General features: G+C 73.6%; 11 protein-coding genes. 6 read left to right on the top strand and 5 right to left on the bottom strand.

What is annotated here, in order from left to right; all coding sequences use genetic code 11:
• Positions 1–53: 53 nt before the first annotated feature.
• Positions 54–1133, bottom strand: a complete 1080-nt coding sequence (gene cobT, locus ACFQ8C_RS34610) for a nicotinate-nucleotide--dimethylbenzimidazole phosphoribosyltransferase (protein WP_383465566.1) — start codon at positions 1131–1133, stop codon at positions 54–56.
• A 127-nt stretch (positions 1134–1260) separates the two neighbouring features.
• The gene (locus ACFQ8C_RS34615) at positions 1261–2463 is read right to left on the bottom strand and encodes a bifunctional adenosylcobinamide kinase/adenosylcobinamide-phosphate guanylyltransferase (RefSeq protein WP_383465549.1); all 1203 of its coding nucleotides are present in this window, start codon (positions 2461–2463) and stop codon (positions 1261–1263) included.
• A gap of 91 nt (positions 2464–2554) precedes the next feature.
• Here ACFQ8C_RS34615 and ACFQ8C_RS34620 point away from each other — a divergent pair, with 91 nt between their 5' ends.
• Positions 2555–2761 (top strand): hypothetical protein, encoded by a 207-nt coding sequence (locus ACFQ8C_RS34620; RefSeq protein ID WP_383465551.1) that lies wholly within the window; start codon positions 2555–2557, stop codon positions 2759–2761.
• A 36-nt stretch (positions 2762–2797) separates the two neighbouring features.
• On the opposite strand, the gene ACFQ8C_RS34625 is transcribed toward ACFQ8C_RS34620, so the two are convergent.
• The 3 genes from ACFQ8C_RS34625 to ACFQ8C_RS34635 form a co-directional block, all read right to left on the bottom strand.
• Positions 2798–3877 carry a S1C family serine protease gene (locus ACFQ8C_RS34625; RefSeq protein ID WP_383465552.1) on the bottom strand — a complete coding sequence of 360 codons (1080 nt, stop codon included), beginning with the start codon at positions 3875–3877 and terminating at the stop codon, positions 2798–2800.
• A gap of 166 nt (positions 3878–4043) precedes the next feature.
• Positions 4044–4820, bottom strand: coding sequence for a class I SAM-dependent methyltransferase (locus tag ACFQ8C_RS34630; protein ID WP_383465568.1), 777 nt, complete (start codon positions 4818–4820; stop codon positions 4044–4046).
• A gap of 65 nt (positions 4821–4885) precedes the next feature.
• A complete protein-coding gene (locus tag ACFQ8C_RS34635) occupies positions 4886–5488 on the bottom strand; it encodes a DUF3043 domain-containing protein (protein ID WP_383465555.1) in 603 nt (200 codons plus the stop codon).
• Positions 5489–5761: 273 nt separating this feature from the next.
• Between ACFQ8C_RS34635 and ACFQ8C_RS34640 the strand changes: the two genes are divergently transcribed.
• The 5 genes from ACFQ8C_RS34640 (at position 5762) to ACFQ8C_RS34660 (ending at position 12299) form a co-directional block, all read left to right on the top strand.
• Positions 5762–6559, top strand: coding sequence for a PspA/IM30 family protein (locus tag ACFQ8C_RS34640; protein WP_383465556.1), 798 nt, complete (start codon positions 5762–5764; stop codon positions 6557–6559).
• A gap of 43 nt (positions 6560–6602) precedes the next feature.
• A complete protein-coding gene (locus ACFQ8C_RS34645; protein ID WP_383465558.1) occupies positions 6603–6881 on the top strand; it encodes a hypothetical protein in 279 nt (92 codons plus the stop codon).
• Between the two features lie 180 nt (positions 6882–7061).
• The gene (locus ACFQ8C_RS34650) at positions 7062–8300 is read left to right on the top strand and encodes a sensor histidine kinase (RefSeq protein ID WP_383465560.1); all 1239 of its coding nucleotides are present in this window, start codon (positions 7062–7064) and stop codon (positions 8298–8300) included.
• A complete protein-coding gene (locus ACFQ8C_RS34655) occupies positions 8297–8983 on the top strand; it encodes a response regulator (RefSeq protein WP_383465562.1) in 687 nt (228 codons plus the stop codon). The genes ACFQ8C_RS34650 and ACFQ8C_RS34655 overlap by 4 nt, the downstream gene beginning before the upstream one ends.
• A 157-nt stretch (positions 8984–9140) precedes the next feature.
• Positions 9141–12299, top strand: a complete 3159-nt coding sequence (locus tag ACFQ8C_RS34660) for an efflux RND transporter permease subunit (RefSeq protein WP_383465564.1) — start codon at positions 9141–9143, stop codon at positions 12297–12299.
• Positions 12300–12325 lie beyond the last annotated feature (26 nt).

A 12325-nucleotide genomic window follows, 5' to 3' on the forward strand; every position in this document is an offset into this window, starting at 1 on the left:
CGCGTCGCGGGCGGCCGCCTCCGGGCCTCACCGATCCGGTGACGCGCTCCCCGTCAGACCGCCTCGGCGGAGGCCACCGCGTCCGCGCCGGTCGGCTCCGGACGCTCGGGCAGCTCGGCGGCGAGCGCCGCCGCGGCCCTGACGAGGGGAAGCGCGAGCAGTGCCCCGGTTCCCTCACCCACCAGGACGCCCTGGTCGAGCAGGGGGTTGAGCGCCATCCGGTCCAGCGCCTTCGCCTGCGCCGGCTCCCCGGACACCTGACCCGCCAGCCACCAGTCCGGCGCCCGGAACGCCGCCCGCTGCGCCACCAGCGCGCAGGCCGCGCCCACCACACCGTCCAGGATCACCGGCATCCGCCGCACCGCCGCCTGGAGCAGGAAACCGGTCGTCGCCGCCAGGTCCGCCCCGCCGACCGCGCCGAGCAGCGCCAGCTGGTCGCCCAGGACCGGCCGGGCCCGCCGCAGCGAGTCCCGGATCGCCGCGCACTTGCGCATCCACGCCAGGTCGTCGATGCCGGCGCCGCCGCGCCCCGTCACCACCGAGGCGTCCGTGCCGCACAGCGCCGCGATCAGCGTCGACGCCGGGGTCGTACCGCCCACGCTCAGATCGCCGAGCACCACCAGATCGGTGCCCGAGTCGGCCTCCTCGTCCGCGATCGCCATCCCGAGCCGCACCGCCGCCTCGGCCTCCTCCGGCGTCAGCGCGTCCTCGACGTCGATCCGTCCGCTGCCGCGCCGCACCCGGTGCCGGGTCACCGCCTCCGGCAGCAGCTCCGGGTCGCAGTCCAGGCCCGCGTCCACGACCCGGACCGGCACGTCCATCGAGCGGGCCAGCACCGCGAGCGGGCTCTCCCCGTCGATCAGTTCCCGGACCAGGACGTGCGCGGTCCCGGCAGGGCGGCCCGACACGTCCTGGGCGGCGATGCCGTGGTCACCGGCGAAGACGACCACCTTCGGCTGCGCGATCGCGCGCACCCGCACCGCCGACTGGGCGGCCGACAGCCACTCGCCCAGCTCGTCGAGGCGGCCGAGCGCGCCCGCGCGGACGGCGAGCCGCTCCCGGCGCTCCTCGGCGTCACGCCGGATCCCGCCGTCGGGGCGCTCGATCAGATCGGAGAAGTCGTCGAGGTTCAGGGGGTTCAGGGGGTGCAGAGGGTCCATCGGGGGTTCCGCCTTGTGACATCAGCGAGGTTCGGCCGGGGCTGTTCGCCTCGGGGCCCTGGGGTTCCGCGGGTCCCTCGGGGCCTCAAGGATCAGCACCCTACCCGCGCAGCACCCGGGCCTGACCGGCGACCACGAGGACCACCTGCTCGCACTCGTCCGCGAAGGCCGCGTTGAGCCGCCCCAGCTCGTCCCGGAAGCGCCGCCCCGCCGCCGTGGCCGGCACCACGCCCGAGCCGACCTCGTTGGTCACCGCCACCACCGTCCTGCGGGTCGCCCGCACCGCCGCCACCAGCTCCGCCGTCCGCTCCCGCAGCGCCGCCTGCCCGCTCTCCGCCCACGTTCCGTCGTCCCAGGCGCCCACCCGGTCCATGGCGTCCGTCAGCCACAGCGACAGACAGTCGATCAGGAGCGCCGGGCCCTCCACCGCGAGCAGCGGCACCAGGTCGGTGGTCTCGGCCGTACGCCAGGAGCCCGGCCGCCGCTCCCGGTGCAGGCCCACCCGCTCCGCCCACTCCGGGTCGCCCTCGCGGGTCCCGCCGGTCGCCACGTACACCACCTCCGGGAAGGTCTCCAGACGCCGCTCGGCCTCCACCGACTTCCCCGACCGCGCCCCGCCGGTCACCAGCGTCCGGCGCGGCACCTCCGGCAGCTCGTGGTACTCGCCCAGGTACAGCACCGTCCCGTCCGGCACCGCCCGCGCGCCGGCCGCCGCCAGCCGCCGGTCCAGCTCGGCCCCGGCCGGAGCGTCGTGGTCCAGGTGGACGGCGACGACCTCCGTGCCGGGCCCCACCGCCCCCGTCGCCCGCAGCCGCGCCAGCGCGTCGGGCCGGCCCGTCACGTCCGCCGCCACCAGGTCGTACGGCTCCGTGTGGTTCTCCGCCAGCCCGGCCGGCGCCGCGCCGCGCGGCAGGTACAGCAGCCGCCGGCCCTCGGCCGACACCACCTCGTACCCGGTCCCCGGCGAATCCATCGGCACCGCCCGCACCCGGTGCCCGCTGATCAGCGTCAGCTCCCGTCCGTCGGGCACCCGCCCGGCCGTCGGCAGCCCGGCCGGCAGTTCCACCGGCGGACCGTCGTGCGGATACGTCAGGAGCACCTGCCGCACCCCCACCAGGGAACGCCCCGCGCGGGCCGCGGCGAGCGCCGCCCCCGGGGTGAGGTCGAGCAGCAGCGCCCCGTCCACGAGCAGCGCGGTCGCGGCACGCGCGCGCGTGCCGCGGGAGCGCGCGCACACCGCGCAGGGGCAGTCGGGGCGGGGCAGGCCGAGCGGCGATCCGGTGCCGAGCAGAGTCAGTTCCACGCTCTGATCCTCCCGCGCCCCCGCGCGCGGTGCTCGCCCGGCTACGCTGCGGGCAGGAAACCGATCATCCGGTGAGCCCCAGGAGGCGGACATGGCATGGACGTGGCGGTTCGAGAAGTCCGACGGCACGGAGGTCACCCCGGTGGTGACCCCGGAGGACTTCACCACCCAGGGCGACGCCGAGAGCTGGCTGGGCGAGCACTGGCGTGACCTCCTCGCGGGCGGCGCCGACCAGGCGACCCTCTCCGAGGACACCACCAGGATCTACGGCCCGATGCCGCTGGACGCGGGGGAGTAACGGCACCGCGCACGGGGCCCGCGGGCCGGAGGCCGGCTACATCTCGCCGAGCGTGACCTCCGCCTTGCGGGTCTCCGTGCCCCGCACGTACGTGACGTCCACCTCGTCGCCCGGGCTGCGGTCCGCCAGGGACTCCGCGAGCGAGGTGATCGTCGTGATGTCGTCGTCGGCGAGACGGGTGATCACGTCACCCGCCCGCAGCCCCGCGTCCGCCGCCGCGCCGCCCGCCTCGGCCTCCACCACGGCCACGCCGGCCGGTTCGTAGGCGTCGTCCAGGACGGTGCGGCCGGTGATGTCGAGGGCGGCCCGGCCCGAGTCGGTGACCTTGCCGTCCTTGACGATCTGGTCGGCGACCGTCTTCACCATCGAGGCGGGGATCGCGAAGCCGATGCCGGGCGCCGAGCCGCCGCCCATCTGCGGGTCGCTCGCCGCCAGCGTCGGGATGCCGACGACCCGGCTGTCCAGGTCGACCAGCGCGCCCCCGCTGTTGCCCGGGTTGATCGCCGCCGAGGTCTGCACCATGTTCCCGATGGTCGCGCCGGTGCCGCCGCCGGTCCGGCCCTCGCTGACCGTGCGGCCGGTGGCCGAGACGATGCCCTGGGTGACGCTGCCGGACAGCCCCAGCGGGGAGCCCATCGCCAGCACGATCTGGCCCATCTGCACGTCCGCCGAGTCGCCGAAGACGGCCGGCTTGAGCCCGTCGGGCACCGACTCCAGCCGGATCACCGCGAGGTCCTGCTCGGGGTAGGTCGCGACCAGCCGGGCCGCGACCGGCTGTCCTCCCGTGGCGGCGGTGACCTGGAAGGTCGTCTCGTCGCCGACCACGTGCGCGTTGGTGACGATGTGCCCCCGGTCGTCGTAGACGACCCCGGAACCGAGGCTCTCCGAGGCGTCGATCTGCACCACGGACGGCAGGACGTCCTTGATGACGGCCTGGAAGTCGTCCTGGAGGTCGTTGGCGGCGCGCGGCGCCGCCGCCTGCGAGGTGGATCCCTCGGGCGCGGCGGACGCCCCGGAGTCCGCGGTGCAGCCGGCGGTCAGCGCGGCGGCGCAGACCCCGGCGGCGAGGGGGAGGACGAGGCGTCGGGTACGGGAACGGGCGCGGGAGACATCCATGTCCGGAGTATCCGTTCCGCCCCTTCGCCCGTCCCGGTGGACGCCTCCGATCAGGCGTACGTTCCGGCGGACCGGGCAGGGTAGGGACCGGGAGCAGGCCTCTGCGGAGGGGCCGGCGCGCCGCGTCGGCGCACCGGCCCCTCCGGCCGTGTCACATGGGGTGGGATCAGCCCCGCACCCCGCACAGGTGCAGCAGCGCCGCCACCCGCCGGTACGGATCCGTCCGGCCCGCCCGCTCCTCGGAGGCGAGCAGCCGCTCCAGCTCCTCGGCGGCCGGCAGGCCCATCTCCGGCGGGACGCCGTCGGTGAAGACCCGCACCCCGTACCAGGCGTGCAGTGGTGCCGCGATCCCCGCGAGCGTCGCGGTCAGCGCCTCCAGCCGGTCGGCCCGGACCTTCACGCCGTCGTCGTCCTGGTAGACGTCCGTGTCGAAGCCGGCCAGCGCGCCCGCCCAGTCCCCGGCGAGCCCCGGCCGCATGGCGAGGGCGTCCGCGTTCCGTACCACCAGGGAGAGCAGGCCGCCGGGCGCCAGCATCCGGGCCAGGCCGGCGAGCAGCGCGTCCGGCTCGTCGGCGTACATGAGCACGCCGTGGCACAGCACCACGTCGAAGCTCCCCGGCAGGAAGTGGACGCCGGTCTCGCGTCCGTCGCCCTCGATCAGCCGGACCCGCTCGCGGATCCCGGCCGGCTCGGTGGCCAGCGACTCCCGGGCCGCCTTCAGCAGCTCGGGGTCGGCCTCCAGGCCCGTCACCGTGTGCCCGGCCCGGGCCAGGCGCAGCGCCTGCGTACCGGCGCCCATGCCCGCGTCGAGGATCCTCAGCCGCTGCCCCACCGGGTAGCGGCCGGTTATCTGCTCGTCGACCTGGCGGGCGACGATCTCCTGCCGGATGGTGTCCCGCAGCCCGCCGTGACCGGCGGGCCAGTGGACGACGGCGGGCAGCACGGGACCGCCCGTCCCGGTGGCGGTCACGCCGAAGGCGTTCCCGCCGGGGATCGAGCCGTCCGCGCTCAGGGCCGCTCTCCGCGCTTGACCTGCGGCTTCGGAAGCCGCAGACGGCGCATCTGGAGCGTGCGCATCAGGCCGTACGCGATCGCGCCGCGCTTCGGCTCGTTCGGGAAGCGCTCGTTCAGCTGCTTCCGCAGACGGATCCAGATGCCGATCGAGTCGATGACGATCAGGATGATCACACCGAGCCAGAGCAGCAGCGAGATGTTCTGGAGCGAGCGGTTGCTGTTGCCGAAGAGCGAGAGCACGAGGATGACCACGGCCATCGGCAGGAAGAACTCGGCGATCGCGAACCGCGAGTCGACGAAATCGCGCACGAACCGGCGCACCGGTCCCTTGTCGCGGGCCGGCAGGTAACGCTCGTCACCGCTGTTCAGCGCCTCGCGCTGACGCGTCAGGTCGGCCCGCCGCGCCTCACGCTGGCGCTTGCTGGCCTCCTTGCGGTCGAGCGGGACGGACTGCGCACGTCGGCGCTGGGTCTGGGCCTCACTCCGCTTCGGGGTCGGGCGGCCCTTGGGGGCCTCAGGGTCGCGGGGCTGCTTGGAGAGGTCCGCCGTCACCTTCTCGGTGGGGGCCTTCTCTTCCTTCGAACGGCTACGGAACACAAAACCCAAGGGTACGGGGTGGCGGGCATGGAACCCCAGTCCGGGAGGGAACGATCCGCTCACAGCCGGCGTCGTAGCCGGTACGCACACGAGGACCCCAGGGGTCTCCCGGAGATCCTTCTACTCCTCCCGCCGGAGACGGGAGCTGCCCCAGTCGTCCTTGGGGAGGAGCGCATCCCGCTCCGAACAGTGCGGTAATGGAGGCAGGGACCGTACTGTGGATCCTGACGAAGAGCTGGTGCCGAGTCCGTCAGAAGGGGGCGCGCGAAGCCCATGAGCGGTGTCATGAAGCGTATGGGGATGATCTTCCGCGCGAAGGCGAACAAGGCCCTTGACCGGGCCGAGGACCCGCGCGAAACGCTCGATTACTCCTACCAGAAGCAGCTGGAGCTGCTGCAGAAGGTGCGCAGGGGCGTCGCCGACGTCGCCACCTCCCGCAAGCGGCTCGAACTCCAGCTGAACCAGTTGCAGGGTCAGTCGGCCAAGCTGGAGGACCAGGGCCGCAAGGCGCTGGCGCTCGGCCGCGAGGACCTCGCCCGCGAGGCGCTGTCCCGCCGTGCCGCGCTCCAGCAGCAGGTCAGTGACCTGGAGGTGCAGCACCAGACGCTCCAGGGCGAGGAGGAGAAGCTGACCCTCGCCGCGCAGCGCCTCCAGGCCAAGGTCGACGCCTTCCGCACCAGGAAGGAGACCATCAAGGCCACCTACACGGCAGCCCAGGCCCAGACCCGGATCGCCGAGTCCTTCTCCGGCATCTCCGAGGAGATGAGCGACGTCGGCCTCGCCATCCAGCGGGCCGAGGACAAGACCGCCCAGCTCCAGGCCCGGGCCGGCGCCATCGACGAGCTCCTCGCCTCCGGCGCGCTCGACGACCAGTCGGGCCTCGCCAAGGACGACATCCAGGCCGAGCTGGACCGCCTCTCCGGCGGCACCGACGTCGAGCTGGAGCTCCAGCGCATGAAGGCCGAACTGGCCGGCGGCCCCTCCGACCGGCAGCAGGCCATCGAGGGCGGCGCCACGGGCGCCCCCCAGCAGAACCAGCAGCAGTCCCACCCGCGCTTCGACAAGCAGTAGCCAGGACGCTTCGACAAGCAGTAGCCAGGACAAGGACGGCGTCATGATCGTACGGATCATGGGGGAGGGCCAGCGCGAGCTGGCCGACAGCCACGTCGCCGAGCTGAACAAGCTCGACGACGAACTGCTGGCCGAGATGGAATCAGGGGACGGAGAGGGCTTCCGCCGCACCCTGGCGGCCCTCCTGGACGCCGTCCGCCGCCTGGGCGCCCCGCTCCCCGACGACGCCCTGCAACCCTCGGAACTGATCCTCCCGTCCCCCGACGCGACCCTGGACGACGTCAGGAAGATGCTCTCGGGCGACGGCCTGATCCCCGGCTGACCCGCCCGGCGGCCGGGGAGGTCGGGCACCGGGAATGGCACCAGGACGGCGCCGGAGCCCTCGTACCCGCCCCTCCGGGCCGTACCGTTCCGCCCGGCCCCCGATCCTTCGTGCCGTTCCGCCCGGCCCGGGACCCCCTGCGCCGTTCCCGCCCGGCCCCGACCCCCGTACCGTTCCCCAGTGACCCCCACCAGCCTGCCCGCGCGCCTCTGCACCCGGCTCCGCGACCACCCCCTCGCCTTCGACGCCGCCCTGGCCCTGGGCGTCCTCGTCGCGATGATCGCGGCCTCCTTCACCGACCCCCACGGCAGCGCCACCGGCCCCACCTTCGGCGACCGCGCCCCCACCCCCCTCGGCGTCCTGATGATGACCGCCGCCGCCGTGGCCCTGGTGCTCCGCCGCCGCAGGCCCTTCGTGGTCCTCGCCTTCACCGGGGCCCTGAGCCTGGTCGAGCTGCTCGGCGAGACCCGCCCCGCCCCGGTCACCATCAGCGCCGTCGTCGCGCTCTACACCGTCGCCTCCCGCACCGACCGCCCCACCACCTGGCGGGTCGGCCTCGCCACCATGACCGCGCTCGCCGCCGCCGCCATGGCCTTCGGCCCCACCCCCTGGTACGCCCAGGAGAACCTCGGGGTCTTCGCCTGGACCGGCATGGCGGCGGCGGCCGGCGACGCCGTCCGCAGCCGCCGCGCCTTCGTCGACGCGATACGGGAGCGTGCCGAACGCGCCGAACGGACCCGCGAGGAGGAGGCCCGCCGCCGCGTCGCCGAGGAGCGGCTGCGGATCGCCCGCGACCTCCACGACGTCGTCGCCCACCACATCGCGCTCGTCAACGTGCAGGCCGGGGTCGCCGCCCACGTCATGGACAAGCGCCCCGACCAGGCCAAGGAGGCCCTCGCCCACGTCCGCGAGGCCAGCCGCTCGGCCCTCGACGAGCTCCGCGTCACCGTCGGCCTGCTCCGCCAGTCCGGCGACCCCGAGGCCCCCACCGAGCCCGCGCCCGGCCTCGCCGTCCTGGAAGGTCTCCTGGCCGGCTTCCGCAAGGCCGGGCTGCCGGTCTCGCTGGCCCGCACCGACGGCGGCCGCCCCCTGCCGGCGGCCGTCGACCTCGCCGCGTACCGGATCGTCCAGGAGGCCCTCACCAACGTCCGCAAGCACGCCGGACCGGACGCCCGCGCCGAGGTGAGCGTCGTCCTCGTGGGCCGCACGGTCGAGATCACCGTCCTCGACGACGGCGCCCCGCCCGCCGGACCCGCCCCGGAGCCCTCCGGCGGCCACGGGCTGCTCGGCATGCGCGAGCGGGTCACCGCGCTCGGCGGCGTCCTCACCACCGCACCCCGCTACGGCGGCGGCTTCCGGGTGCAGGCGATACTGCCGCTGACGCCCGGGACGGCCCGGGAGGCGGGGGAGGACACATGACGATCCGGGTACTGCTCGCCGACGACCAGGCCCTGCTGCGCAGCGCCTTCCGGGTGCTCGTCGACTCCGAACCCGACATGGAGGTCGTCGGGGAGGCCGCCGACGGAGCCCAGGCCGCCGCCCTGGCCCGCAGCGAACGGCCCGACGTCGTCCTCATGGACATCCGGATGCCCGGCACCGACGGCCTCGCCGCCACCCGCGCGATCACCGCCGACCCCGAGCTCGCGGACGTCCGGATCGTCATGCTCACCACCTTCGAGATCGACGAGTACGTCGTGGAGTCGCTGCGCGCCGGCGCCTCCGGCTTCCTGGGCAAGGGCGCCGAACCGGAGGAGCTGCTCGGGGCCATCCGGATCGCGCACGCCGGCGAGGCGCTGCTCTCCCCGGCCGCCACCAAGGGCCTGATCGCCACCTTCCTCGCCCAGAGCGCCGCCGACCCGGTCGGCGCCGGGACCAGGGTGGACGCCGACCGGCTCGTCGCGCTCACCGCCCGGGAGCGCGAGGTCCTCGTCCTCGTCGGCGGCGGGCTCTCCAACGACGAGATCGCCGAACGGCTCGACGTCAGCCCGCTCACCGTGAAGACCCACGTCAACCGCACCATGGCCAAGCTCGGCGCCCGCGACCGCGCCCAGCTGGTGGTCACCGCGTACGAGACGGGACTGGTACGCCCGAGGGGGGAGTGAGCCCACCCGTCGGCGTACTGCGGACGCGGTACGCGCCCGGTCCGGAAACGGGCCCGGGGGCCGAGGACTTCGGCCCGCCGATGGCCGATGCTGGGGGCCGGGGGGCGCTCTGGCTGCCCGCCGCCTGCCGACGAGTACGCCACAGAAGAGAGACCCCATGTCCTGGCTGTCCAGATTCAGCCTCGCGCAACGGGCCCTGATCGGGCTGATGTCCATCGTCGCCATCGTCTTCGGACTGATCGCGATACCCCAGCTGAAGCAGCAGCTGTTCCCGTCGATCGAGCTCCCGATGGTCTCGATCATCGCCCCGTACCAGGGCGCCTCTCCCGACGTGGTCGAGAAGCAGGTCGTCGAGCCGCTGGAGAGCAACCTCAAGGCCGTCGACGGTCTCAAGGGCATCACGTCCACCGCCTCCGAGGGCAGCGCCGTCATCATGGCCTCCTTCGACTACGGGGACGAGTCGACCAAGCAGCTCGTCGCCGACGTCCAGCAGGCCGTCAACCGCGCCCGGGCCGTGCTCCCCGACACGGTCGACCCCCAGGTCGTGGCCGGCTCCACCGACGACATCCCGACCGTCGTCCTCGCCGCCACCTCCGACAAGGACCAGCAGGCCCTCGCCGACCAGCTGGAGCGGACCGTCGTCCCGGCCCTGGAGGACATCGACGGCGTCGGCCAGGTCAGCATCGACGGCGTCCAGGCCCTCCAGGTCTCCGTCACCCCCGACGAGCGCAAGCTCGCCGCGGCCGGCCTGACCTCGATGAACCTCGCCGAGGCGCTGCGCAACGGCGGCGGCACCATGCCCGCCGGCTCCTTCTCCGAGGCCGGCAAGAGCCGCACCGTCCAGGTCGGCGGCGGCTACACCTCGCTCCGGCAGATCCAGGACCTGCGGATCAAGCCCGCCCAGGGCAAGGCCGTCCGGCTCGCCGACGTCGCCACCGTGGAGCAGGAGGAGTCCACCCGGGTCTCCCTGACCCGCACCGACGGCAAGCCCAGCCTCGCCGTCATGGCCACCATGGACAAGGACGGCAGCGCCGTCGCCATCTCCGAGGCCGTCGAGGACAAGCTGCCCGAGCTGCGGAAGCAGCTGGGCTCCGGCGCCCAGCTGACCGTCGTCTCCGACCAGGGCCCGGCCGTCGCCAAGTCGATCTCCGGCCTCACCACCGAGGGCGCCCTCGGCCTCGTCATGGCCGTCCTGGTGATCCTCGTCTTCCTCGCCTCGATCCGTTCGACGCTGGTCACCGCGGTCTCCATCCCGCTCTCGGTCGTCCTCGCGCTGATCGTGCTGTGGACCCGCGACCTCTCCCTCAACGTGCTGACCCTCGGCGCGCTGACCATCGCCATCGGCCGGGTCGTCGACGACTCGATCGTGGTCCTGGAGAACATCAAGCGTCACCTCGGCTACGGCGAGGACCGCCAGTCCGCGATCGTCACCGCGGTCAAGGAGGTCGCCGGCGCGGTCACCTCCTCGACCCTCACCACCGTCGCCGTCTTCCTGCCGATCGGTCTGGTCGGCGGCATGGTCGGCGAGCTGTTCGGCTCCTTCAGCCTCACCGTGACGGCCGCCCTGCTGGCCTCGCTGCTGGTGTCGCTGACGGTCGTCCCGGTGCTCTCGTACTGGTTCCTCCGCGCCCCCAAGGGCACCTCGGAGGACCCGGACGAGGCCCGCAGGCTCGCCGAGGAGAAGGAGGCGAAGAGCCGCCTCCAGCGCGCGTACGTGCCGGTGCTGCGGTTCGCCACCCGCCGCCGTCTCACCAGCGTCGCCATCGCCCTCGTCGTCCTGGTCGTCACCTTCGGCATGGCGCCGCTCATGAAGACCAACTTCTTCGACCAGGGCGACCAGCCGGTCCTGACGGTCAAGCAGAAGCTGGCCCCGGGCACCAGTCTGGACGCCTCCGACGAGGCCGCGAAGAAGATCGAGAAGGTCCTCGCGGACACCGAGGGCGTCAAGGACTACCAGGTCACCGTCGGCTCCTCCGGCTTCATGGCGGCCTTCGGCGGCGGCACCGGCGCCAACCAGGCCTCCTTCCAGGTGACCCTGGAGGAGTCCGCCTCCTACGAGAAGACCCGCGACTCCATCGAGTCGGCGCTCGGGAAGCTCGACGGCGTCGGCGACACCTCGATCGCGGCCGGCGACGGCTTCGCCAGCCAGGACCTGAGCGTCGTGGTGAAGGCCGGCGACCGGGAGCTGCTCCAGAAGGCCTCCGAGCAGGTCCAGAAGGCCGTCGCGGAGCTGAAGGACGTCACCGACGTCCAGAGCGACCTCTCCCAGTCGGTCCCGCGGGTCTCCGTGAAGGCCAACGAGAAGGCGGCCGACGCCGGCTTCGACGACACCACCCTCGGCATGATCGTCGCCCAGGCCGTCCGCGGCACCCCCGCCGCCAAGGCCACCATCGACGACACCGAGCGGGACGTCCTCATCACCTCGGCCACCCCGGCCACCACCCTCGCCCAGCTGAAGGCGCTGCCCCTCGGCCCGGTGAAGCTCGGTGACATCGCCACCGTCGAGCTGGTCCCCGGCCCGGTCTCCATGACCCGGATCGACGGCGCCCGCGCGGCGACCATCACCGCCAAGCCGACCACGGACAACACCGGCGCCGTCGGCACCGCGCTCCAGTCGAAGATCAGCGCGCTCGACCTGCCGGAGGGCGCCTCGGCCTCCGTCGGCGGCGTCTCCGAGGACCAGAGCGAGGCCTTCCTCAACCTGTTCCTGGCGATGCTCGCGGCCGTCGCGATCGTCTTCATGCTGCTGGTCGCGACCTTCAGGTCGCTGATCCAGCCGCTGATCCTGCTGGTCTCCATCCCGTTCGCCGCCACCGGCGCCATCGGCCTGCTGGTGGCCACCGGCACCGCGATGGGCGTCCCGGCGATGATCGGCATGCTGATGCTCATCGGCATCGTCGTGACCAACGCGATCGTCCTGATCGACCTGATCAACCAGTACCGGGCGCAGGGGTACGGCGTCGTCGAGGCCGTCGTCGAGGGCGGCCGGCACCGGCTCCGCCCGATCCTGATGACCGCCCTGGCGACGATCTTCGCCCTGCTGCCGATGGCCCTCGGCATCACCGGCGAGGGCGGCTTCATCGCCCAGCCGCTCGCCGTGGTCGTGATCGGCGGTCTGATCAGCTCGACCCTGCTGACCCTCCTCCTCGTCCCGACGCTCTACGCGATGGTCGAGCTCCGCAAGGAGCGCCGCGCGGCGAAGAAGGCGGCGAAGCGGGGCGCGAAGAAGACCCTCAAGAAGGGCGACGACACGGGGATCCCGCAGCAGCCGGAGGTCTCCCCGCTCGACGCGACCCTGCTGGACGCGCTCGACTGAGCCCAGGGCGGCAGACGGAAGGGGTG

The sequence above is a fragment of the Streptomyces sp. NPDC056503 genome, from assembly GCF_042794995.1.
In the GTDB taxonomy this organism is placed as follows: Bacteria; Actinomycetota; Actinomycetes; order Streptomycetales; family Streptomycetaceae; genus Streptomyces.

What these genes read in the sequence shown, in the direction of transcription:
- ACFQ8C_RS34620 (WP_383465551.1), top strand. Translation starts at nt 2,555, where the DNA reads ATGGCATGGACGTGGCGGTTCGAGAAGTCCGACGGCACGGAGGTCACC.
- ACFQ8C_RS34625 (WP_383465552.1), bottom strand. Translation starts at nt 3,877, where the DNA reads ATGGATGTCTCCCGCGCCCGTTCCCGTACCCGACGCCTCGTCCTCCCC.
- ACFQ8C_RS34640 (WP_383465556.1), top strand. Translation starts at nt 5,762, where the DNA reads ATGAGCGGTGTCATGAAGCGTATGGGGATGATCTTCCGCGCGAAGGCG.
- ACFQ8C_RS34645 (WP_383465558.1), top strand. Translation starts at nt 6,603, where the DNA reads ATGATCGTACGGATCATGGGGGAGGGCCAGCGCGAGCTGGCCGACAGC.
- ACFQ8C_RS34655 (WP_383465562.1), top strand. Translation starts at nt 8,297, where the DNA reads ATGACGATCCGGGTACTGCTCGCCGACGACCAGGCCCTGCTGCGCAGC.
- ACFQ8C_RS34660 (WP_383465564.1), top strand. Translation starts at nt 9,141, where the DNA reads ATGTCCTGGCTGTCCAGATTCAGCCTCGCGCAACGGGCCCTGATCGGG.